General features: G+C 68.3%; 19 protein-coding genes and 2 tRNA genes. 14 read left to right on the forward strand and 7 right to left on the reverse strand.

All coding sequences use genetic code 11. The features are described 5' to 3' along the window. The first annotated feature begins 180 nt into the window (after positions 1–180). Positions 181–1542, forward strand: a complete 1362-nt coding sequence (locus P6F26_RS03680) for an aminotransferase-like domain-containing protein (RefSeq protein WP_278027295.1) — start codon at positions 181–183, stop codon at positions 1540–1542. A 586-nt stretch (positions 1543–2128) separates the two neighbouring features. Here the strand turns inward: P6F26_RS03680 and P6F26_RS03685 are convergent. The 3 genes from P6F26_RS03685 to P6F26_RS03695 all read right to left on the reverse strand — a co-directional run bounded on the left by P6F26_RS03685 (position 2129) and on the right by P6F26_RS03695 (position 5594). Continuing rightward, the gene (locus P6F26_RS03685; protein ID WP_278027296.1) at positions 2129–4375 is read right to left on the reverse strand and encodes a DUF6538 domain-containing protein; all 2247 of its coding nucleotides are present in this window, start codon (positions 4373–4375) and stop codon (positions 2129–2131) included. Between the two features lie 167 nt (positions 4376–4542). Further along, positions 4543–4617, reverse strand: a tRNA-Asn gene (locus P6F26_RS03690). Positions 4618–4688: 71 nt separating this feature from the next. Then, on the reverse strand, positions 4689–5594 hold the full coding sequence (locus tag P6F26_RS03695; RefSeq protein ID WP_278027297.1) for an MBL fold metallo-hydrolase: 906 nt from the start codon (positions 5592–5594) through the stop codon (positions 4689–4691). 34 nt (positions 5595–5628) lie between these two features. On the opposite strand from P6F26_RS03695, the gene P6F26_RS03700 reads away from it, so the two are divergent. From P6F26_RS03700 to P6F26_RS03730, 7 genes are all read left to right on the forward strand, one after another. Beyond that, positions 5629–6945, forward strand: a complete 1317-nt coding sequence (locus tag P6F26_RS03700) for an ATP-binding protein (RefSeq protein ID WP_278027410.1) — start codon at positions 5629–5631, stop codon at positions 6943–6945. A 154-nt stretch (positions 6946–7099) separates the two neighbouring features. Further along, on the forward strand, positions 7100–9961 hold the full coding sequence (locus P6F26_RS03705; RefSeq protein WP_278027298.1) for a monovalent cation/H+ antiporter subunit A: 2862 nt from the start codon (positions 7100–7102) through the stop codon (positions 9959–9961). A gap of 1 nt (position 9962) precedes the next feature. After that, positions 9963–10334: a Na+/H+ antiporter subunit C gene (locus P6F26_RS03710; RefSeq protein ID WP_278027299.1), complete on the forward strand. Its 372-nt coding sequence runs from the start codon at positions 9963–9965 to the stop codon at positions 10332–10334. Continuing rightward, a complete protein-coding gene (locus P6F26_RS03715; protein WP_278027300.1) occupies positions 10331–11875 on the forward strand; it encodes a monovalent cation/H+ antiporter subunit D in 1545 nt (514 codons plus the stop codon). Before P6F26_RS03710 ends, P6F26_RS03715 begins: the two co-directional genes overlap by 4 nt. Positions 11876–11878: 3 nt before the next feature. After that, a complete protein-coding gene (locus tag P6F26_RS03720) occupies positions 11879–12370 on the forward strand; it encodes a Na+/H+ antiporter subunit E (protein ID WP_278027301.1) in 492 nt (163 codons plus the stop codon). Beyond that, positions 12367–12636, forward strand: coding sequence for a K+/H+ antiporter subunit F (locus P6F26_RS03725; protein ID WP_278027302.1), 270 nt, complete (start codon positions 12367–12369; stop codon positions 12634–12636). Before P6F26_RS03720 ends, P6F26_RS03725 begins: the two co-directional genes overlap by 4 nt. 10 nt (positions 12637–12646) lie before the next feature. Beyond that, a complete protein-coding gene (locus tag P6F26_RS03730; RefSeq protein WP_278027303.1) occupies positions 12647–13036 on the forward strand; it encodes a Na+/H+ antiporter subunit G in 390 nt (129 codons plus the stop codon). 71 nt (positions 13037–13107) lie between these two features. Here the strand turns inward: P6F26_RS03730 and P6F26_RS03735 are convergent, their stop codons facing one another. Continuing rightward, positions 13108–15546 (reverse strand): cation-translocating P-type ATPase, encoded by a 2439-nt coding sequence (locus P6F26_RS03735; protein WP_278027304.1) that lies wholly within the window; start codon positions 15544–15546, stop codon positions 13108–13110. Between the two features lie 193 nt (positions 15547–15739). On the opposite strand from P6F26_RS03735, the gene P6F26_RS03740 reads away from it, so the two are divergent. Continuing rightward, complete coding sequence (locus P6F26_RS03740; protein WP_278027305.1) at positions 15740–16630, forward strand: cation diffusion facilitator family transporter; 891 nt, start codon at positions 15740–15742, stop codon at positions 16628–16630. Positions 16631–16752: 122 nt separating this feature from the next. Here P6F26_RS03740 and P6F26_RS03745 read toward each other — a convergent pair. After that, positions 16753–16829 (reverse strand) — tRNA-Ile (locus P6F26_RS03745). A gap of 107 nt (positions 16830–16936) precedes the next feature. Between P6F26_RS03745 and P6F26_RS03750 the strand changes: the two genes are divergently transcribed. The 4 genes from P6F26_RS03750 (at position 16937) to rnd (ending at position 20332) form a co-directional block, all read left to right on the forward strand. After that, entirely contained in the window at positions 16937–17347 is a 411-nt protein-coding gene (locus tag P6F26_RS03750; RefSeq protein ID WP_278027306.1) for a hypothetical protein, read from the forward strand. A gap of 89 nt (positions 17348–17436) precedes the next feature. Continuing rightward, entirely contained in the window at positions 17437–18498 is a 1062-nt protein-coding gene (gene purM / locus P6F26_RS03755; protein ID WP_278027307.1) for a phosphoribosylformylglycinamidine cyclo-ligase, read from the forward strand. Further along, on the forward strand, positions 18495–19097 hold the full coding sequence (purN, locus tag P6F26_RS03760) for a phosphoribosylglycinamide formyltransferase (RefSeq protein ID WP_278027308.1): 603 nt from the start codon (positions 18495–18497) through the stop codon (positions 19095–19097). Before purM ends, purN begins: the two co-directional genes overlap by 4 nt. Before the next feature lie 74 nt (positions 19098–19171). After that, on the forward strand, positions 19172–20332 hold the full coding sequence (rnd, locus tag P6F26_RS03765; RefSeq protein ID WP_278027309.1) for a ribonuclease D: 1161 nt from the start codon (positions 19172–19174) through the stop codon (positions 20330–20332). On the opposite strand, the gene P6F26_RS03770 is transcribed toward rnd, so the two are convergent. Then, entirely contained in the window at positions 20329–20775 is a 447-nt protein-coding gene (locus P6F26_RS03770) for a hypothetical protein (RefSeq protein WP_278027310.1), read from the reverse strand. The two genes, rnd and P6F26_RS03770, sit on opposite strands and share 4 nt — an antisense overlap. A 142-nt stretch (positions 20776–20917) precedes the next feature. Here P6F26_RS03770 and P6F26_RS03775 point away from each other — a divergent pair, with 142 nt between their 5' ends. Then, positions 20918–21346: a SufE family protein gene (locus P6F26_RS03775; RefSeq protein WP_278027311.1), complete on the forward strand. Its 429-nt coding sequence runs from the start codon at positions 20918–20920 to the stop codon at positions 21344–21346. An 81-nt stretch (positions 21347–21427) separates the two neighbouring features. Here the strand turns inward: P6F26_RS03775 and gltA are convergent, their stop codons facing one another. After that, positions 21428–22717, reverse strand: a complete 1290-nt coding sequence (gene gltA / locus P6F26_RS03780) for a citrate synthase (protein ID WP_278027312.1) — start codon at positions 22715–22717, stop codon at positions 21428–21430. Positions 22718–22741: the final 24 nt, after the last annotated feature.

Here is a 22741-nt window from a genome sequence, read left to right on the forward strand (position 1 = left end):
ATATAAGTCTAATTATGCATACATTTTTGCCTGTAAGTCAGATATCGACGCTCATAAACTGCCGCGAAAAAATGATTCAGGCGTGAAATTCGGCAATTTTTAAAGCTTCCACCATAGTTCGAGGGGAATCTTCCATACAAAGTGCTTCAATTTGCCGCGAATCAATCATAGCATGTGGTCATGCATGACTGGTCTCCCATCCTGCGCCGCGGCGGCGCCGCGCGTTACCTGCAACTGGCCGATGCGATCGCCGAAGGGATCGCCGACGGCACGCTGTCGCGCGGAGACAGGCTGCCGCCACAGCGGCGCCTGGCAGAGCGGCTGGGCATCGACTTCACCACCGTCTCACGCGGCTATGCCGAAGCGCAGCGGCGCGGCCTGATCGACAGTCATGTGGGGCGTGGGACTTTCGTGGCTCAATCACCCGCGGATACGCGGCATCGCGAACTGCGCAGGCGGGCCGATATCGACCTGACCATGAACTTACCGCCCGAGCCCGACGATCCGGTGCTGCTCGCGCGGATGCGGGATGGCCTGCAGACTGTCTCGGCCAACCTCATTGATCTTCTGCGCTACCAATCGGCAACCGGTGGGCAGATCGACAAGGAAGCCGCGTCCTCATGGTTGTCGCTCCGCGGTCTTGTGCCTTCGCTGGACCGCATCGCGGTCACGCCGGGCGCGCATCCGACCATTCTGGCGATCCTGACCGGGCTGGCACGTACGGGGGACACGTTACTCTGCGAGGACGTGACCTATCCAGGGTTTCGCGGGATTGCTGGCCGGCTCGGTCTGCGGCTTGTGGGGCTGCCGGGCGATGCCGAGGGCATCGATCCGGACGCGCTTGATGCCGCGATCGTCCAGAATGGTCCCAAGGCGCTTTATCTCAACCCGACGCTGCAGAACCCCACGACGCGCACGATCTCGCTGGCGCGGCGGGAGCAAATCGCGGAGGTCCTGATCGCGCACAAGCTGCCGTTGATCGAGGACGACGCCTATGGCTTCATTCCGCCGCATCCGCCTGCGCCGCTCGCGAGTTTCGCTCCGGATCTGGTTTGGCACATCGGGGGCCTCGCCAAATGCATCGGCGCTGGCCTGCGCCTGGCCTACACAGTCGCGCCCAACAGCTTGGCGGCGCGCGAGTTGGCACACCAGTTACGCCTGGTCTCGGTAATGCCGTCGCCGCTGATGATGGCGTTGGCCACGCGCTGGATCACCGACGGCACCGCCGACCAGATACGCCGCTTTATCCGGGAGGAGACGCTGGCGCGGCAGGCCATCGCATCGCAGGTGCTGGCCCAATCGGAATACGAATCCGAGCCCCACGCCTTCAATATCTGGCTTCGCCTGCGCGAGGGGATCAGCCGAGCGGATGTCATTGGCCGAATGGCGGGCACCGGTGTCGGGATCATGCCGTCCGATGCCTTCACCGTCAGCGGAGCGCCGTCGGAGAGTTTGCGTGTGTGCTTGGGTGGTCAGATTTCGCGCACCGAGCTTCGGGATGCTTTGGGACTGCTGGCTTACTTGACCACGAATAGGTTCTGAATCGCGATACCCACCCTGTTGGCACGATATCCTCTGAAAGATGGGCTCAAATGCCGATCAGGTGCATGCGAGCCCTTAAAAATCTGATGGAGTCGGGCTGTCCCGTCGAATATTAGGAACGTCAGTCAACAAGTGATAGACCACTTTTTGGCCGACGCTCATTGGCGAAAGCTATTCTCCAAAATGTCGAGTGTGGCTTCTCGCAGAGCGCCACCTGTTCCCTGGCCTTGGCGCGGATCTGAAACAAGCCTTAGTGGCAAATCTATCCGGCCCTAACTTTTGGGCAGATGAGGCAAGGGGGCGGTTCAACAGGCCCACGCGCGGAGATCAAGACATGGTATTTTTCCGCTTAACAGACCTTATTAAAAAATGCTGAGGAGGTCCGGTTCCCGCCCAAGTAACCAAGGACGCGTACGGCCCGAAGCAGTCATCTGTGGTTTCTGCCGCGAATGAAAGCTCCCCGCCCTTACTGGCCAATCGCGCAGTGTTGCCGCGTCTGTTTCGATACAGTCAGAGACCGGGCCGCTCGCCCGGTTTTGATTCCAGTAAGCGCCGACGAACGGATTCTGAGGGCGGAAGCCGACCATCAGGAAACCAGTCGCAGGCCGGCCTTTTCGGCCTTGGTGCTGGCGGTCGAGGCGCGGCCCGCGAAGGGTGACACGATCATCGATAGGTCGACGCGGACATCGTTCATGCGTTTGAGCATCGTCTCAAGAAGAAGCCCCTGGCCGTAGGATCGCGCGCCTTCATCTCCGAACTCGTGCCCCATGATGGCGCAGCGGATGGCGTCCGACTTGTCGCCGTTCATGAGATCGCTGTTGAAGGTCGTTCGGAAGGCATGGAAGTCGAGACCGGGCCAGTACACGCCGTGGGTCATGCGATAGTACCCGAACTTCTTGCTGAAGATCTCGGAGAACTTGCCCTTGGCGCAGCCGCGCTTGAGGTGGGGGAACAGGCGCGACTGGCCCTCCTGCCTGCGGAGATCGACCAGCTTGAGGAGTCCCAGGTCGATCAGGAGCGGATGTATCGGAACCTTGCGCTGCGAGGTGGTCGTCTTCACGAAATTGCCATCCCAGGCCTTGATGTCGAGGAAGGGGATGCCGCCGTCGCTCTGGAAATCTCCCGGGCCGGCCTGCAGGATCTCCTCTGCGCGCGGTCCCATCGTGCGTGCGATGAGCGGCGCCCAGAACAGGGGATCCCCGACCTCCTCCGTCTGCCCTTGGAACACCGGTGTCCGGAACAACTCGTAGATGCGATCGTCCCAGACGGTCCGGGCACGATCGGGTTCCGTCGTCTTCATGCGTTTCAGCTTCTTGTTCGACACCTTGCAGATGTCGAAGGTGTTCGTGTCGGCGAGCCTGAGCGCGACGAGCATGCTGCCCACGGCCTTGATCATCCGCCGGTCCTTCACGATCGTGTCGGCCCGAAACCGCGGCGCGCCCGGGCACGTGGCGGCGGCCTCCCGATCCGCCTCCGTCGCGGTCCGATCCTTGGCGATCTGACTGATCCGTTCGGCGCGGTCGAGTTCCTCCTCGAGTTCGCAGCGCTCAACGAGATCGACGAAGGTGACGGTCGGAGCCCAGGTCTCGGTGCCCTTGCTGTGCTTGTTGGGGACGCTGGGCAGGACGGCCAGCGCGTCGAGAACCGCGTTCTCGTCAACCTCCTCGAACGGGCCGTCGCCGACGAATTCCGGCCAGAACCTCCTGGCGAACTTCAGCTTGCTGCCCGAGTCCTTCATCCATTTCTTCCCGGCAGCCTCATCGATTTCCTGCTTGTTTCCGAAGTCGTCTCCGAGCCCGAGCGCCTTGAGTTCGGCCATCAGATCGATCGCCTCCGTGACCGAGATCCCGCGGGGTTTCGCGGACAGGATCGCCTGGATCCGCGGAGAGAGCTTGTCCATCGGGAGCGTGTTGAGAAGCGGGGGGCGGGCAAGGGCACGCCGCCGAGCCTGCTCCGACAGGGGATCATCGATCTCATCGCCCGGCGCTCCGGCGGTGGTGTCCGACAGACGCGCTGCCGATTCCGGGGGCTGATCTGGCGTGTGTGGCGCGCCCGCTGTTTCCGGGGTGATGGAGGATGTCGCGGCGCCGGGGACGCTTATCGAGGTTCGGGCCGGAGCATGGGCCGGGGGAGGGGCGTCGCAGATCTCCATGGCGAGGGCGGTGGTCACGGCCGGGGGTGTCGCGACCGCGACCACGCGTTCGGGAGCCGCCGTGAGCCCTGCTGTGACGGTCTTGGCGGTCTGTGCCCGCACCGACTGGAAGACGGGGCTCGGCCCATCGTAAACGCCGAGTTCGGCGCGCTCGCGGGCGACGCTGAGATCGAGGAGCAGACGGACGGCCTCGAAGGCAAGGCGGTTCCAGTCCTCGGTATCCTCCTCCAGATGCAGGCCCAGGAGCTGTGCGACTGCGCGCAGGGGCGCGCGGGCTTCCTCGCGATCGCCCGTGGCCAGGGCGCGACGCAGAACCGCCTGGGCCGCCTGTTCGCAGGCGGCCGTGGCGCGCGCGGCATCTTCGGACCGCGGCGGCGCAGAGGCCCGTATCCGCGCATGCGCAGCGATCTGGAATCGGGCAAGCGCTTCGAGGATCCAGATCTGCTCCGCGCTGAGATGGTCCATCTGCCACTCCGTCATTCCGGCGAAGGCGATGTCGCTGAGCGCCGACAGACGGCGGGCGAGGTCCTTCGCGTCGGCCGGGACGTGGGTGCGCAGGCTCAGGAGCAGAAATCTTTTCTGGGACGGGACGTCGGATCCGGTCCGCAGCGGCAGGCGCCGGCGGAAGAAGAAGCCTGCGCGGCGGCGTTCGAGATGGGGGATGCGGGCGACGGCGGTCATGGTTCGGGCTCCTCGACGGATGCGACGAGCGGACCGGTCTGCGACTCCAGAGCCCCCGGGTGTGCCCCAGGCTGTGCCCCATTTTGTGCCCCAACGAGCACGATCTGCGGCCAGCCTCAGACTCTGTCCGAGAACTTCCCAATGATATCAGGTCTTTGTCGGGATTTTGGCTCCGGCGGTAGGGATCGAACCTACGACCAATTGATTAACAGTCAACTGCTCTACCGCTGAGCTACGCCGGAACTGCGCGCCATGTAGCAAGAGGGTTTTTCGCTGTCCAGAGGGTGCGGGGCAAAAAACCGGGCGGGTTGCGTCAGCGCAGGGAAAAGCGCGCCCCTGAGTGGAGGGGGCCTTTGGTCGAGGTCGCGTTTTTCTCATTCAGATCAATCAGGTGTGCCAGAACGTTGCGGGCCGCGGCTGGCAGGAGGGCGGGGTCGACGTCGGTGTAGATCGCCCGGGCAAGCTCCTCTGCGGTGCAGGGGCCATTCGCGGCGAGGACGTCGAGGATCAGCGCCTCGCGCGCGCGGCGGTGGGCGAGAAGCTCGGCCACGCGCGCGGCGGGGTCGCGGACCGGGGCGCCGTGGCCGGGATAGTGGATGCGGTCGTCTCGGCGCGACAGCGCCTCCAGCGTGGCCATGAACGCCGTCATGTCGCCGTCGGGCGGAGAGACGAGCGAGGTGGACCAGCCCATCACCGTGTCGCCGGGAAAGAGCGCGCCGCGCCACGCGAAGGACAGGTGGTTGGCCATGTGTCCGGGCGTGGCCAGCACCTCGATCCGGCCCCAGCCGCCCTCCAGCCTCTCGCCCTCGGCGATGCGCCGGTCGGGCGTGAAGTCGCGGTCCACGCCCTCGCCGCCGCCGACGCCGCCCGACGCCGCGAGCGCGGCCATGACGGGGCTGCGCCCGAACTCCGAGGGGCCCGCCGCCAGAACCGGCGCGCCCGTCGCCTCGGCCAGCGGACGCGCGAGGGGGGAATGGTCGAGATGGGAATGGGTCACGAGAATCGCGCCCACCCTCTCGCCGGGCCCGAGCGATGCCAGGATCGCGCGCAGGTGCCCCGCATCGGGCGGCCCGGGGTCGATCACGGCGACCTCGCCCCGGCCGAGGATGTAGGTGTTCGTTCCGTGCAGGGTCATGGGCGAGGGATTGGGCGCAAGCACGCAGCGCAGGTCCGGCTCGGGCTGCGCCGTGGTCACACCCGCGCCGTCGCCTCTTTCCATCCCCCTGCGCCCCCGATTAGATGCGGCCATGATCGTGTTTTCCTGGCTCAAGCGTCTGGCACCCCGCGGCATCTACGCCCGCGCGGCGCTGATCCTGATCCTGCCGGTCCTCGTGGTGCAGCTTGTCGTGTCCTCGGTGTTCATTCAACGCCATTACGAGAACGTCACGGAGCAGATGGCGCTGGCGCTGAGCTACGACCTGAACCTCATCCTCGACCGTTTCGCGCGGGAAGGGGCGCAGGCGGGCCTGTCCACCGCCGATGCGCTGGAGGTCGAGGTGCAGATCCCCTCGCGCGCCGAGACGGGGCAGGCGTCCGACAGGCGGGCCTTCTACGACCTCTCGGGCACCGTGATGACCGAGATCTTCCGCGACCGCCTGCCGGACGTGCGCGCCGTCGATCTGCTCGAGAACCACCGCCTCGCCATCATATCGGTCGGGGCGGGCGCGGGGCGTCCGGCGATGGACCTGACGGTCAGCCGCCAGCGGGTCTCGGCCTCGAACCCGCACCAGCTTCTGGTGATCATGGTGTCGACGGGCATCCTGATGACGGGGCTCGCCTACCTTTTCTTGCGCAACCAGCTGCGCCCGATCCGCCGGCTTGCCGCCGCCGCCGAGGCCTTCGGCAAGGGCCGCATGGTGCCCTACCATCCCGGCGGCGCCAACGAGGTGAGGAGCGCGGGACGCGCGTTTCTCGACATGCGGGCCCGGATCGAAAGCCAGATCGAGCAGCGCACCATGATGCTGTCGGGCGTCAGCCACGACCTGCGCACGCCGCTGACGCGGATGCGGCTGGGCCTCTCGATGCTGGACGGCGGTCCCGACATCGCCGACATCGAGCGCGACGTGGACGAGATGGAGGGGCTTCTGGACACGTTCCTCGACTTCGCCCGCGGCGAGGCGCTGGACGACCCGTCCGAAAGCGATCCCGCGGCCCTCGCCCAGGAAGTCGTGGAGGCCGCGCGCCGCGGCGGCGGCGAGATCGAGTATGACGGGCCGGACGAAGCGGTGCCGGTGCAGATGCGTCCCAAGGCGGTGCAGCGGGCGCTGTCCAACCTCGTGTCGAACGCGCTGCGCTACGGTCGGAGGGCGGTCGTCTCGGTCACGCTTCTCGACAGCGCGCTGCGGTTCAGCGTCGAGGATGACGGGCCCGGCATACCGCCCGAAAGCCGAGGCGACGCCGTGCTGCCGTTCCTGCGCCTAGACACGGCGCGCAACCAGGACAGGGGAAGCGGCGTGGGGCTGGGCCTTGCCATCGCGAATGACATCGCGCGCCGGCATGGCGGCACGCTGCGCCTTGGCGAAAGCGCGCGGCTGGGCGGGCTTCGCGTCGATCTGGTGCTGCCGCGGTGAGGGACGGGCGCGGGCAGGGGAGGGCCGCAGGAACGGGCCGCAGGAACGCGCTTCGGGACGGCCGGTGGGCTGGCGCAGGTCGCGGCATCGTTTTACACCCCGGCCGCCGGGCGCTATCCAGTGTCCCGAGCGAGGGATTCCATAAGGTCGAACCATGAGCCACGGGGGCAATCTCCTCCTGATCATCGCGCTGCTGCCCTTTCTCGGGGCGCTTGTGCCGGGGCTGATGATCCGGGCGGGCCGCACGGCATGTGCGGCCTTCACCGCCGCGCCGACGGCGCTGGCGCTCGTCATGCTGCTGATCCTCGCGCCGCAGGTGATGCGCGGCGAGATCGTTCAGGCCGAGATCGCGTGGCTGCCGCAGCTGGGACTTTCGGCCTCGTTCTTCCTCGACGGGCTCGGCCTCCTGTTCGCGGGCATGATCCTGGGCGTCGGGCTTCTGATCACGCTCTATGCGCGCTTCTACCTCTCGGGCGAGGACCCGATGGGGCAGTTCTACACCTATCTCCTGCTGTTCCAGGGCGCGATGCTGGGGATCGTGCTTTCGGACAACATCTTGCTTCTGCTGATTTTCTGGGAGCTCACGTCGCTGTCGTCGTTCCTGCTGATCGGCTACTGGAAGCACCTGCCCGAGGGCCGGCAAGGCGCGCGCATGGCGCTGGCCGTCACCGGGGCGGGGGGCCTTGCAATGATCGGGGGGATGCTGATCCTCGGCCAGATCGCGGGCAGCTACGACCTGACCGACATCCTCCGGCAGGGCGACGCGATCCGGGCGTCCGAGTGGTATCTGCCCGCCCTGATCCTCATCCTCGCGGGCGCCTTCACCAAATCGGCGCAGTTCCCGTTCCACTTCTGGCTGCCGCACGCGATGGCCGCGCCGACGCCGGTCTCGGCCTACCTGCATTCGGCCACGATGGTGAAGGCGGGCATCTTCCTGATGGCGCGCATGTGGCCGGTGCTGTCGGGCACCGACGCCTGGTTCTACATCGTGACGACCACGGGCCTCGTGACCATGGTCCTGGGCGCGCTGATCGCGCTGTTCAAGGACGACCTCAAGGCGCTGCTGGCATTCTCCACGGTCAGCCACCTCGGCCTTCTGACGATGCTTCTGGGCTTCGGGACGCAGGCGGCGGCGATCGCGGCGGTGTTCCACATCATCAACCACCTGACGTTCAAGGCGGCGCTCTTCATGACGGCGGGCATCGTCGACCACGAGGCGCATACCCGCGACATCAAGCGGCTGGGCGGCCTGAGGCACCTGATGCCCGTTACCTTCGCGATCGGCACGGTGGCCGCCCTGTCGATGGCCGGCATCCCCCTGTTCAACGGGTTCCTGTCCAAGGAGATGATGCTGGAGGAGGCGTCGCACACCGACTGGTTCGGAAGCGCGCTGGCTTTGCCTGTCCTCGCCACGATCGGGGCGCTCCTGTCGGTCGCCTATTCCTTCCGCTTCGTGGTCCATGTCTTCTTCGGGCCGGTGCGCGACGACTATCCGCACAAGCCCCACGACCCGCCCTTCGGCATGTGGGCCGCGCCCGCGCTGCTGGCGGTGCTGGTCGTGCTGATCGGGGTGATGCCCTACCTCGCGGAGGGCGTCGTCACCGCCGCGGCCAACGCCGTCACCGGGGCCGATCTGCACCCGCACCTCAAGATCTGGCACGGGGTGACGCCGGCGCTCTGGATGTCGGTCGTGGCGGTCGCGGGCGGCGCGGTCGTCCTTTCGATGCACAAGGGCCTCGACCGCGCATGGCGCGCCACGCCGCGCCCCGAGGCCAAGGCGATCTTCGACGGCCTCGTGAACGCGATCGCGGGCCTGTGCACGCGGGTTTCCGAACGGACCCACGACGGCGCCATCAGCCGGTATCTCGCCATCTTCGTGGTCAGCGCCGTGGCGCTTGGGGCCGTGGCCTTCGCGGGCGGCGGTCTTGCGCCCCCGACGCGCGGCCTTCTGGCCGTGCCGCCCGTGGTCGCGGTGGGCTGGCTGATGCTGATTGTGGCCACGGTCGCGGTCGTCACGATGCATCACAAGCGCTTCCAGGCGCTCGTTCTGATCGGGATCATCGGACTGTCGATCTCGGCGGGCTTCGTCTACCTCTCCGCGCCCGATCTCGCGCTCACGCAGATCTCCGTCGAGACGGTGACGATCATGCTTCTGCTTCTGGCGCTGCATTTCCTGCCGAAATCCACCCCGAGGGAAAGCAGCTCGGGGCGCAAGCTGCGCGACGGCGCGCTGGCGCTCGCGGCGGGCGGGGGCGTGGGCGGGCTGTCCTACGCGTTCCTCCTGCGCGACATCGAGACGATCTCGGACTACCACATCGCCAACAGCTACGAGGGCGGGGGCGGCACCAACGTCGTGAACGTCATCCTCGTGGACTTCCGGGGCTACGACACCTACGGCGAGATCATCGTGCTGGGGATCGCGGGCTTCATCATCTACGCGCTGATGCACGCGCTGATCGACGGGCCCGCGGCGCGCCGGCTGAGAAATCCCGACTACCTCGCCAACCGCTCGCGCGATCGCCACCCGATGATGATGGTGGTCGTCACGCGCGTCCTGATGCCCATCGCGGTCCTGGTGGGGATCTACATCTTCCTGCGCGGCCACAACCAGCCGGGCGGAGGCTTCGTCGCAGGCCTCGTGATCGCGATCGCGCTTCTGATGCAGTACATGGCCTCGGGCTTCGCGTGGACGCAGGCGCGCAAGCGCATCGAGTATCACACCATGATCGGCCTCGGCGTCATCATCGCGGGCCTTACGGGGGCGGGGGCGTGGCTGGCGGGCCAGCCGTTCCTCACCTCGGCCTTCACATACGTCCACCTGCCGCCGATCGAGGAGTTCGAGCTTGCCACCGCCATGCTGTTCGACCTCGGCGTGTTCCTTACCGTTCTCGGAGCGGTCATGCTGATGCTCTATAGTCTCAGCCGCATCGCGCGCTTCGCGGGCGAGACGACGAACCTCGGCCCGATGGACTACGATCCCGGCGAACATGCCGCAGAACGCGAGGCGGACCGCTGAGATGGAAGTGATCGTCGCAAGTTCGGTCGGGGTGCTGACCGCCGGAGGGGTCTACCTGCTGCTGCGGCTCAGGACGTTCCCCGTGATCCTCGGCATCGCGCTTCTGTCCTATGCCGTGAACGTGTTCCTCTTCGCCAGCGGACGGCTGGCCATCGACCGCTCGCCGATCCTGTCGCCCTACGGTGATGCCGCCTATACCGACCCGCTGCCGCAGGCGCTGGTGCTGACGGCGATCGTGATCTCCTTCGGGATGACGGCGGTCCTGGTGATGATCGGTCTCGGCGCCTTTCTCGAGGCCGACGACGACCGCATCGACATCGACCGCACCGAGGCGGCCGCGGACGAGGACGACGGAAACGGGGCGGGCCGATGATGCACTGGATCATCCTTCCCGTCGTCCTTCCGGCGATGCTCGCGCCGATCATCGGCTTCGTCATGCGCCACGACATGACGCTGGCGCGCACCGCGTCGCTGGCGGGAACCGCCGTGCTGCTGGCCGTCGCCATCGGGTTGACGGCGATGGCCGCCGACGGAGACGTGCACATCTACCGGCTCGGCGACTGGCCCGCGCCCTTCGGCATCGTGCTGGTCCTCGACCGGCTGTCGGCGCTGATGGTGCTTCTGACGGCGACGCTGGCGCTGATCGTGCTGGTTCACGCCGTGGCGACCGGCTGGGACGCGCGCGGGCGCCATTTCCACGCGCTGTTCCAGTTCCAGCTGATGGGGATATGCGGGGCGTTCCTGACGGGGGACATCTTCAACCTCTTCGTGTTCTTCGAGGTTCTGCTGATCGCCTCCTACGGGCTCATGATCCACGCGGGCGGGCGCGACCGGATGCGCGCGGGGCTGCAATACGTGGTGATGAACCTCGCGGGCTCGACGCTGTTCCTCTTCGCGCTCGGCACGCTCTATGCGAGCACGGGCACGCTCAACATCGCGGATCTGGCCGGCCGCGTCGCGGCGATCCCGCCCGAGGAGGCGGGGCTGGTGCGCGTGGCCGCGATGCTCCTGATGATCGTCTTCGCGGTGAAGGCCGCGCTCTTTCCGGTGCAGTTCTGGCTGCCCGCGACCTACGCCAACGCGCCCGCGCCGGTCGCGGCGCTGTTCGCGATCATGACCAAGGTGGGCGCCTACGCCATCGTGCGGGTGCACACGACGGCCTTCGGTCCGGGCATCCCGGCGACCGAGGGCCTCGCGGCGGCATGGCTGTTCCCGGCAGCCATCGTGACCATCGCGATCGGCGCGCTCGGCGTGCTTGGCGCGAGGCGGCTGATGCCCCTGATCGCGTTTTCCGTCGTGGGGTCCATGGGCACGCTTCTTGTGGCGGTCGCGGCCTTTTCTCCCGAGGCGACGGCGGCGGCGCTCTACTACATGGTGCATTCCACCTTCGCGGCGGCCTGCCTGTTCCTGATCGCTGACCTCGTGGTGTCGCGCAGGGCGGGGGACCGCCTGAGCGCTGCGCCCGCGACCGTGCAGAATGGCCTGTTCGCGTCGCTGTTCTTCGCGGGGGCCATCGCGATGGCGGGAATGCCGCCCCTGAGCGGGTTCCTCGGCAAGCTGCTCGTGCTCGACGCGCTGCGGGCGCCGGGGCAGATCGGCTGGGCCTGGACGGCGATCCTCGTGGGGTCGCTCCTGACGATCCTGGGCTTCGCGCGGGCCGGCAGCACGCTGTTCTGGAAATCGACCTCCGTTCCGCTGCCCGTGCCCGAGATGCACGAGCATGTCCCGCCCGCGCCCCTGCCGGCCCCCGCCCGGCCCGCCGAGGTCGCGCCGGCGATGATGGCGGTTGCGGCGCTTGCGCTCCTTGCCGTGCTCGCGGGTCCCGTCTCGGCCTACTTGCAGGCGACGTCGGACCAGATCTACGACCGCGCGGACTACGTCTCGGCCGTGCTCGGCCGCGTCGGGGAGGATTGAGCGATGCTGCGCCGCCTCGTTCCCCATCCGCTGCTCAGCGTGACGCTGGTGATCGTCTGGCTGGGCCTCGTGAATACCTTCACGCTCGGCAACCTGATCCTCGGGGCCGTGTTCGGCCTCGTCATTCCGATGCTCACCAAGGCCTACTGGCCCAACCGCCCGAAGATCGGACGGCCGTTCAAGGTGGCGGAATACTTCCTCATCGTGCTGTGGGACATCGTCGTGGCGAACGTGCAGGTCGCCCTGATCATCCTGTTCCGGCGCGAGCCCGACATCCGCTCGCACTGGATCCCTGTGCCGCTCGAGGTGACGTCGCCCGAGGCGATCACCATCCTCGCGGGCACGATCACCATGACGCCCGGCACGGTGTCGGCCACGCTCTCGGCCGACGGCAGCGCGATTCTCGTGCACTGCCTGCACACCGACGACCCCGACGCCGTCCGCGACGAGATCAAGTCGCGCTACGAACGCCGCCTGAAGGAGATATTCAAATGATCGAGGCCGCCCTCGTCTTCGCCGCCGCGTGCTACGGCGTGGCCCTCCTGCTGGATCTGTGGCGCATCGTGCTCGGCCCCGACGCGGCCGACCGGATCCTCGCGCTCGACACGATGGTGATCAACGTGATCGCGCTTCTGGTGCTCTACGGGGTCTGGCGCGGCACGGGGATCTATTTCGAATCCGCCATGCTCGTCGCGATGGTGGGCTTCGTCTCGACGGTCGCCTATTGCCGCTTCCTGCTGCGCGGCGACATCATCGAGTGAGGGCACGGTCATGAGCTTCATCGCGGAACTCCTCATCGCGGCTTCGCTGGTCATCAGCGGCATCTTCGGCTTCGTGGGCTCCTACGGGCTGGTAAAGCTGAAAAGCACGCTGCAGCGGCTGCACGCGCCGACCAAGGCCACCACGCTCGGGGTGGGCGGGATCCTCGTGGCGTCGATGATCTACTTCTACGCCGATACCGGCCACCTGTCGGTCCACGAACTGCTGATCTCGCTGTTCCTGTTCCTGACCGCGCCGATCACGGCGAACTTCATCGCGAAGGCCTACCTCGCCCGGAACCTGCGCCGCGACGAGCTGCCCGAAGCGCCAGGCGACTACGGCTGGTCGGTCTACGACGATCCCCCCGAGGACAAGCGGTCCGAGGACGGCCCGGCGATCTGAGCGCGGGCCCGCGCAACGCGCCCCGTGCTTCGCGGTCTGGAGCGCAAGCCGCCCCCGGGCGCCGCCCGGCCTCAGGGCCGCGCCGGAAGGGCCGCGGCCGCGCCCACCAGCGCCGCGCCGCCGATCGCGACGGCCCAGTCCACAAGATGGAGCGGCGACAGGTGGAACAGCGCCGCCAGGGGCGCGATCTGGACCGCGGCGGCGACCGAGGCCGCGGGCAGCAGCGCGGCGAGGATGGCGGGCCGCGTCCGGAGCCGCGTCAACGCGGCCGTCACGGCGCACCCCGACAGGATCAGCACCGCCATCGCCATGGAGCGCGCATGGTCCGCGTCGAGGTCGGGCCCGAGGTTCAGGACGTAGCCCCCGGTGACCACCGCGGTCGCGACGCCCCCCGCGAGGCCGATCCGCGTCCAGTCCATCGCCGTGAAGAAGCGCGGACGCCCGCGCGCGGCCCCGCGCGACAGGATGTCCTTGGCAGGAAGGTTCTGGAACACCAGCATCGCCGTCGGATGCAGGATCAGCTCCAGCCAGACGACATGGATCGGCAGGTAGAGCAGGGGATAGCCCAGAAGTGGCACCAGCGCCGCCGTCGCCACGAGCGGGGCGTGCATCATCAGAAGGTAGGCGAAGCTGAGCCTGAGGTTCGTGAACAGCTGCCGCCCCTCGGCGATGGCGTGCACGATGGTGGCGAAATCGTCGTCGAGAAGCACGATCGAGGCCGCCTCGCGCGCCGAGCGGGTGCCGCGTTGGCCCATGGCGATGCCCACGTCGGCCCCGCGCAGCGCGGGCGCGTCGTTCACGCCGTCCCCGGTCACCGCCACAAGCTCGCCCTGAGCGCGCAGCGCCACCACGAGGGCGAGTTTCTGCGATGGTGCGCAGCGCGCGACCACGTCGATGTCGAGCCTGCCGCCCGCGGCCAGGTGGGCCTCCAGCTCGGCCCCGTCGAGGACGCGCGGTTCGCCCCCGCCGATGCCGATGTCCCGCGCGATGGCGGCGCCGGTCCGAACGTGGTCCCCGGTGATCATGACGACGCGGATGCCCGCGCCCTGCGCCTCGCGGACCGCCTCGGCCACGCCTGGGCGGACGGGATCGGAAAAGCCCAGAAGCCCCGCGAAGCGAAACCCCTCGGCCGGTTCCGATCCGTCCCACGCATCGAGGGTCATGGAGGCCACGGCGATCACCTTGTGGCCGCGTCCGGCCAACTCCCGCGTCCGCTCCAGCCAGCCCGACCGCGCGCCGGCGGACATCGCGCACATGCCGAGAACCGCCTCGGGCGCGCCCTTCATCGCGGCGCGCGCCCCGCCGCCCGAGGTCTCCAGCACCGCCACCTCGCGCAGCCGGTCCTCGGTGAAGGGAAAGACCGCCGCGACGCGGCCGTCCAGCGGTGCGGCCGCCGACAGCAGGATCTCGTCGAGGGGGTCCGAGGTCTCGGCCCGCGAGGCCGTGGCTGCAAGCCCGAGGGCCTCGCCTTCCGTGACCCCTTCGGCCGTCAGCACATGGTCGAGCGTCAGCCGCCCCTCGGTCAGCGTGCCGGTCTTGTCGGTGCAGATGCACGACACGCGCCCGATGTTCTCCACCACCACGGCGCGCCGAACCAGCGCCTGCCGCCGCGCAAGGCGGTAGACGCCGAGCCCGAGGAAGAAGGAAAAGACGACCGGAAACTCCTCGGGCAGCGCCGCGATGGCCAGCGTCACCGCGCTCAGGATCGCGTCGGCAAGGCCGTAGCCCTGCACGTAGCGGATGACGGCGAGCGCCGCGCAGAGCAGGAGCGCCAGCGCAAGAAGCACCTTCACCAGCCGCGAGATCGCCTCCTGCAGCGGGGTCCGCTCGGACCGCGTCGCGCTCGAGAGCCGGGCGATCTCGCCATAGAGCGTCTCAACGCCCGTCAGCGCGACGCGCATCCGCGCCTCGCCGGTCAGAAGGCGCGTCCCGGCCATGCCCCAGTGTTGCGTGTCGATCAGCCCGCGCGCGGCCCGCCCGGCCGGCGGCACCGGCGTCTTGCGCACCGGCATCGCCTCGCCCGTGAGAGAGGATTCGTCGGCCTGAAGCGCCTCTCCGGCAAGGATCAGCCCGTCGGCGGGGAACCACTCGCCCGCGGGCACGACGACGAGATCGCCCGGAACGAGGTCGGTCGCGGGAATGTCGCGGGCGCGTCCGCCGCGGATCGCGCGGGCGGTCGAGGCCAGCCGCGCCCTCAACCCCTCGGTCGACGCCTCGGTCCTGCGGTGCAGGTAGGCGTCCATTCCGACGATGGGCAGGAGGGCTGCGGCCAGCACCGCCGCCTCGGCGACGTCGCCGAGCCACACGAACAGAAGGGCGGTTCCCACGAGGAACCAGATCATCGGATCGCGCAGCGTGTCGCGCGCGAGGCCGAGCCATCCGGCCCGCCGCTCGGCCACGATTGCGTTCGGACCATGGACCGCGGCCAGTGCCTCGGCCTCCGCGTCCTGCAGTCCCTGCGCGTCGGCCCAGCCCTCGCCGAGCCGCTCGAGATGGGCGTCGCGCTTCACCGGTTCCCCGCCCCTTGCCCTTGCCGTATCGGGGCCGACGATAGCAGCCGGGCCGCGGACATGGCAGGCGTAACCGGGGCCTCGCGCGGCGCCTTTCGCAAATTTCTTTGCGAGCGATACGCAGTCGCTCAAGCCACGGTTGAGCCACGCGCCGCACCCCTGTAAGGCCGCCGCATCGCGAACGGGGAGCGCCATGTCATCCGCCCTGAAGATTGCCTTCGGAAGCCTCTTCGTGGGGTTGGTCGTGCTGGGGCTGAAGGTCGCGGCATGGTGGCTGACCGGTTCCGTCGCGCTTCTGTCAGATGCACTGGAAAGCACGGTCAACCTCGCCACGGCCTTCGCCGCCCTGGTCGCGATCCGCGTGGCGGCGCGGCCGGCCGACGACAACCATCCCTTCGGCCATCACAAGGCGGAGTTCTTCAGCGCCGTGCTGGAAGGCGTGATGATCATCGTCGCTGCGATCTTCATCCTGCGCGAGGCCTATGACGGGTTCCTGAACCCCCGCGCGCTCGACGCGCCGATCGAGGGGCTTCTGGTCAATGGGCTCGCAACCGCGATCAACGCGGCCTGGGCCATCGTGCTGGTGCGGCGGGGGCGCGCGCTGAAATCGCCCGCGCTGGTGGCCGACGGGCGGCACCTCTGGACCGACGTCATGACCTCGGCGGGGGTGGCGGCGGGCGTCCTTCTGGCCTTCGGCACGGGCTTCTGGCTGCTCGACCCGATCATGGCGGCGCTCGTGGCGGTCAACATCCTGTGGTCCGGCGGTCGCGTGGTGAAGGAATCGCTGAGCGGCCTGATGGACGAGGCGGTGCCCGACGACACGCTCGCGCGCATCCGGGACGTGATCTCGGCCGAGGCCGCGGGCGCGGTCGAGGCGCACGATCTGCGCACGCGCCACGCGGGCAGCGCGACCTTCGTGGAGTTCCACCTCGTCGTGCCGGGAGAGATGTCGGTGTTCGAAGCCCACGAGATCTGCGACCGGGTCGAGGCCGCCATCGGCCGGGCCGTCCCCGACGTGCGCGTGACGATCCACGTCGAACCCGAGCACAAGTCCAAGCACACCGGCATCGTGGTCCTCGATTGAACCGTCCCGAAGGCCCGCTCCCGGCCGGTTCCCCGAGGGGTGCGGTGGGGGACGATCGACTGAGGCCGGCCCCGGACGCGATGCGGCAGGGAGGCGTGGCGCAACCGGCGGATGACTGGACGTGGTAGGCCCGGAGGGACTCGAACCCCCAACCAAAGCGTTATGAGCGCTCTGCTCTAACCAATTGAGCTACAGGCCCGCCCGCGTCACGCTTATGGCCGTGCCGGCCATGCGTCAAGTTCGGTCGCTTGCGGCGCGCGAGGCGCTGATCTAGGAGGGGGAAACGCGCGCGCCCCGGAGATCGCCATGCCGCCCCTGTCCAGTCTCGCACTGCGCTACGTCGCCTGGTTCGTCGGGCTGACGTTCGTCTACGGGCTGCTGGTCAGTTTCGCCGGGCTGCCCGCCACGCTGGCGACCGGGGTGATCATCGCCGCGGCCCCGGCGGCGGATGTCGGCCTGCATGCCGTGCGCCGCGCCACGCGGCCGCTGGCGTTCCGGGACTGGGTGACGCTCTGGGGCCTCTGCATGGGGATCTACCTGCTCCTCAGCATCGTGGGACCCGCGGTTCTGGCCCTGGCGTTCTCGCAGGTGCGCGAGGGCATCGGCGGCGCGGCGATGATGCGATCGGCCGCGATCGTCGCGTCGGCCACGGCGCTGATGATGGCGCTGTTCCTGTGGATCGGCGGCCGTTCGGCCGGGGGGCGGAACGAGGGCTGAGCGCGCGGCCCCTCGCGGGCAGCATTGCATGGATATCGGCGCGGCACGGGCGGGGGCCGCGGGCAACTGGATCGAGAGAGGGCGAAGGCATGGGCGAGGGCAAGAGCGACGGTGGCGCGCGTGGGCTGACCTACGCGGCGGCGGGGGTGGACATCGACGCCGGAAACGCGCTCGTCGATCGCATCAAGCCCGCCGCGGCGGCGACCGACAGGCCCGGCACGATGTCGGGGCTCGGCGGGTTCGGGGCGCTCTTCGATCTGAAGGCCGCGGGCTATTCCGACCCCATCCTCGTGGCCGCGACGGACGGCGTGGGCACCAAGCTCAGGATCGCGATCGAGACCGGCGCGCTCGACACGATCGGCATCGACCTTGTGGCGATGTGCGTCAACGACCTCGTATGCCAAGGGGCGGAGCCTTTGTTCTTCCTCGACTATTTCGCGACCGGAAAGCTCGAGGTGGAGGCCGCGGCGCGGATCGTGGAAGGCATCGCCGAGGGGTGCCGCCGCTCGGGCTGCGCGTTGATCGGGGGCGAGACGGCGGAGATGCCGGGCATGTATGCGAAGGGCGACTTCGACCTCGCGGGCTTCGCCGTGGGCGCGATGGAACGCGGTGCGCACCTCCCGCAAGGCGTGGCCGAGGGCGACGTGCTTCTGGGCCTCGCCTCGGACGGCGTTCATTCCAACGGCTACTCCTTGGTGCGCAAGGTGGTGGAGCGGGCGGGCCTGTCCTGGGACGATGCAGCGCCCTTCGCCGACGGGCCGCTTGGCGCGGCGATGCTGGCGCCGACGCGCCTCTACGTCCGCCCCGCGCTGTCGGCGATCCGCGCCGGCGGGGTCCACGCGCTCGCCCACATCACCGGCGGCGGCCTGACCGAGAACCTGCCGCGCGTGCTGCCCGAGGGTCTTGGCGCTGTCATCGACCTGTCCGCGTGGTCGCTGCCGCCGGTCTTTCGCTGGCTGGCCGACGAGGGCGGACTGGCGCAGGACGAGTTGCTCAAGACGTTCAACGCGGGCATCGGCATGGTCCTTGCCGTGGCGCCCGAACGGGCGGGCGCGCTGGATGCCGCGCTGTCGGAAATGGGCGAGGGCGTCGTCCGCCTCGGCGAGGTCGCGGCGGGGCAGGGCGTACGCTACCGCGGCACACTGACGTGACGAAACGCGTCGGCATCCTGATTTCGGGCGGCGGGTCGAACATGGTCGAGCTTGTCCGCTCGATGCAGGGCGATCACCCGGCGCGTCCCGTGTTCGTGCTGGCCAACGACCCCGGCGCGGGCGGGCTGGAGAAGGCGCGCGCCATGGACCTTCCGGCGCTCGCCGTCGATCACAGGCCGTTCAAGGGCGACCGGGCCGCCTTCGAGGCCGCGCTGAGCGCGGCGATCGCGCCCCATGCGCCCGACATCCTGTGCCTTGCGGGCTTCATGCGCGTCCTCACGGCGGATTTCGTGGAGGCCTGGCGCGGCCGGATGCTGAACATCCACCCCTCGCTCCTGCCGAAATACCGCGGGCTCGACACCCATGCGCGCGCCATCGCCGCCGGCGACGCCGAGGCGGGATGCACCGTCCACGAGGTCACGCCGGCGCTGGACGACGGGCCCGTGCTGGGGCAGGCGCGGGTGCCGATCCTGCCGGGCGACACGGCCCGAAGCCTCGCCGAGCGCGTCCTTTTGGCCGAGCATGTCCTGTATCCCGCCGTGCTGCGCCGCTTCGCGGCCGGCGACACGCGTCCGGTCATGCTGCCCGAGCCCGGCTGACTTGGCCTTTCCTTTCCCGCGGCGCTCGCCTAAACCCGGACGGACGAGCCGAAACGAGCCGAGACCGAGCTGACGTGACAACGACCATCACAACCACCGATGCGCTCGCCGCCTTCTGCGAGAAGGCCGCCTCCGCCCCCTACGTCACCGTGGATACCGAGTTCCTGCGCGAACGCACCTACTTCGCGCAGCTCTGCCTCGTGCAGATGGCGCTTCCGGGCGAGGACGACACGGGTGCGGTGCTGGTCGATCCGCTGGCCGAGGGCCTCTCGCTCGCGCCGCTTTACGATCTGTTTCGCAACCCCGCCGTCGTGAAGGTCTTCCATGCCGCGCGGCAGGACCTCGAGATATTCTGGGTCGAAGGCGGCGTCGTGCCCGAGCCTCTGTTCGACACGCAGATCGCGGCGATGGTCTGCGGTTTCGGCGACCAGGTGGGCTACGAGACGCTGGTGCGCCGCATCGCGAAAGCGCCGCTCGACAAGTCCTCGCGCTTTACCGACTGGTCGCGCCGCCCGCTGTCGGAGGCGCAGAAGGACTATGCGCTGGCCGACGTCACGCACCTGCGGCAGATCTACGAGCATCTCAGGCGGCAGCTGGAAAAGACCGGCCGCACGCACTGGATGGAGGAGGAGCTGGGCGCGCTTACCGATGCTTCCAGCTACGTCGTCGTGCCCGAGGAGGCGTGGACCCGGCTGAAGCTGCGCAACGCCTCGCCCAAGTTGCTGGCCATCGCGCGCGAACTGGCGGCCTTCCGCGAGCGCATGGCCCAGGAGCGCAACGTCCCCCGAAGCCGCATCCTGAAGGACGACGCCCTGATGGAGCTGGTGTCGACCAAGCCGAAATCGCTCGACGACCTTTCAAAATCGCGCCTCCTGCTGCGCGAGGCGCGCAAGGGCGCGATCGCCGAGGGGCTGGTCGAGGCCGTGAAGCGCGGCGTCGAGGCGCCTCAGGCCGACTGGCCGCGCCTGCCCAAGGGGCGGGACCGCTCGGCGCTGAACCCGGCTCTGGCCGACCTTCTGCGCGTGCTGCTCAAGGCCAAGGCCGAGGAATCCGGCGTCGCGGCCAAGCTCATAGCCTCGTCGAGCGACCTCGACGACATCGCCAGCGGCGACCGCGACGGCATGTGGGCGCATGGCTGGCGCCGCGAGGTCTTCGGCGAGGATGCGCTGAGCCTGCTCGACGGCAGGATCGGCCTCGTGGCTGACGGCGAGCGGGTGCGGACGGTTCAGGTCTAGCGGCGGTTCACGCTGCGCCGGTTTTCGCGCGCGATCACGGTAACGCTGCGCAGGCCTTCGAGGTCATCGCGCCCAAGCGTCGTCGCCACCACGATCTGCCGGGTGGGCGCGGCGCCGGCGGTGCCGCCGGCGGGCGGCGGGGCGGCGCGGAACTCGTAGACGATCGCGCCTTCCGCGCGTTCCACCTCGATCAGGGCGGGTTGCCAGTAGCCCGTGCGCTCCGTCATCGCCGTCGCGGTCAGGATCGCACCCGAGGTCGTGGCCTCGATTGCGAGCGACGTCACTTCCGCCACCAGCGGTCGGGGATCGGCCGGACGCCCGGTCTCGTTCACGGTGATGCGTTCCTCGCGTTCGCCACCGAACCAGTTGAAGGGGTTCAGCCGGCTCTGGCCGCAGGCGGCAAGGCTCGTGCACAGGGCGAGGACGGTAAGGGCGCGCAGCATGGAGGCTCCGGGGGTCGGTCTTCGTTTCGGTTCCCGTGCGTAACCGAAAGCCCCTTGCAAGAAAAGCCGTGATGGCACGCCGCACTGGACGACGGCCGGCCGGGCGCATACCTCATGACCCAGTTTCGTGACGGAGAGGACGATGGCCAGGAAAGACTTCGAAGAGATCGCCGAGACGTTCGAGTTCCTCGACGACTGGGAAGAGCGCTATCGCCACGTGATCGAACTGGGCAAGGCGATGGACCCGCTCGACGACGCTTTCAAGGTGCCCGCGACCAAGGTCGACGGCTGCGCGAGCCAGGTCTGGATCCTGCCGCGGATCGAGGGCGAGGGGCCGTCGGCCACCTTCGACTTCCACGGCGACAGCGACGCGATCATCGTGCGCGGCCTGATCGCCGTGCTTCATGCGCTCTACGGTGGCCTGTCCGTCCGCGAGGTCGGCGAGGTCGATGCGAGCGCGGAACTGGGTCGTCTTGGGCTGCAGGACCATCTGTCCTCGCAACGCTCGAACGGGCTGCGCGCGATGGTCGGCCGCATCCGCGATCTCGCCGCCGAGAAGGCAGCTGCCTGAATTAACGTCGCGCCGGAAGTATCGGAAAGAAAATAAAAAGCCGCCCCGTGGGGCGGCTTTCGCGTTCCGGTATTGGCCGGCTCAGCGGTTCTCGATCTCGACGTAATCGCGCAGCGTCTCGCCGGTGTAGAGCTGCCGGGGACGGCCGATCTTGAGCGCTGGATCGGCGATCATTTCCTTCCACTGGCTGACCCAGCCGACGGTGCGCGCGACCGCGAAGATCGGCGTGAACATCGAGGTGGGAAAGCCCATCGCGTCCAGGATGATGCCCGAGTAGAAATCCACGTTGGGATACAGCTTCTTGTCGGCAAAGTAGCTGTCTTCCAGCGCGATGCGCTCGAGTTCCTTGGCGACCTGAAGCGTCGGATTGTTCTCGATCCCGAGAAGGTCAAGCACTTCGTCGGCGGATTGTTTCATCACCTTCGCGCGCGGATCGAAGTTCTTGTAGACCCGGTGGCCGAAGCCCATCAGGCGGAACGGGTCGTTCTTGTCCTTGGCGCGGGCGATGTATTCCGGGATGCGGTCGGGCGTGCCGATCTCGCGCAACATCTCGAGGCAGGCCTGGTTCGCGCCGCCATGCGCCGGGCCCCAGAGGCAGGCGATGCCTGCGGCGATGCAGGCGAAGGGGTTCGCGCCCGAGGACGAGGCGAGGCGCACGGTCGAGGTCGAGGCGTTCTGCTCGTGGTCGGCATGGAGCGTGAAGATCCGGTCCATGGCGCGGGCGAGAACGGGGTCGACCTTGTACTCCTCGGCCGGCACCGCGAAGCACATGCGCAGGAAGTTCGCCGCGTAGTCGATGTCGTTGCGCGGATACACGAAAGGCTGGCCGATCGTGTACTTGTAGGCCCATGCCGCGATCGTCGGCATCTTGGCGATCAGGCGGTGCGAGGCGATCTCACGCTGGCGCGGATCGTTGATGTCGGTCGAGTCGTGGTAGAACGCCGACATCGCGCCCACGACGCCCACCATGACGGCCATCGGATGGGCGTCGCGGCGGAACCCGCGGAAGAAGTTGCCCATCTGCTCGTGGATCATCGTGTGGTGCGTGATCGTGGTCTCGAATTCCTCGAGCGTCGAGGCCTTGGGCAGCTCGCCATAGAGAAGGAGATAGCACACCTCGAGGAAATGCGATTTCTCGGCCAGCTGGTCGATCGGGTAGCCGCGGTGCAGAAGCTCGCCCTTGTCGCCGTCGATGAAGGTGATCGAGCTGTCGCAGGACGAGGTCGAGGTGAAGCCCGGGTCATGCGTGAACACGCCCGCCTGCCCGTAAAGCTTTGTGATGTCGACCACGTCCGGTCCGGCGGTCGGCGAGCGCATTGGCAGCTCGTAGGATTTCCCGTCGATGGTCAAGGTCGCGGTTCGGTCGGCCATGTTCGTCCCTTCTCCAACTGGCGC

The organism is Roseicyclus salinarum, assembly GCF_029624655.1.
GTDB classification, from domain to species: Bacteria; Pseudomonadota; Alphaproteobacteria; order Rhodobacterales; family Rhodobacteraceae; genus Roseibacterium; species Roseibacterium salinarum.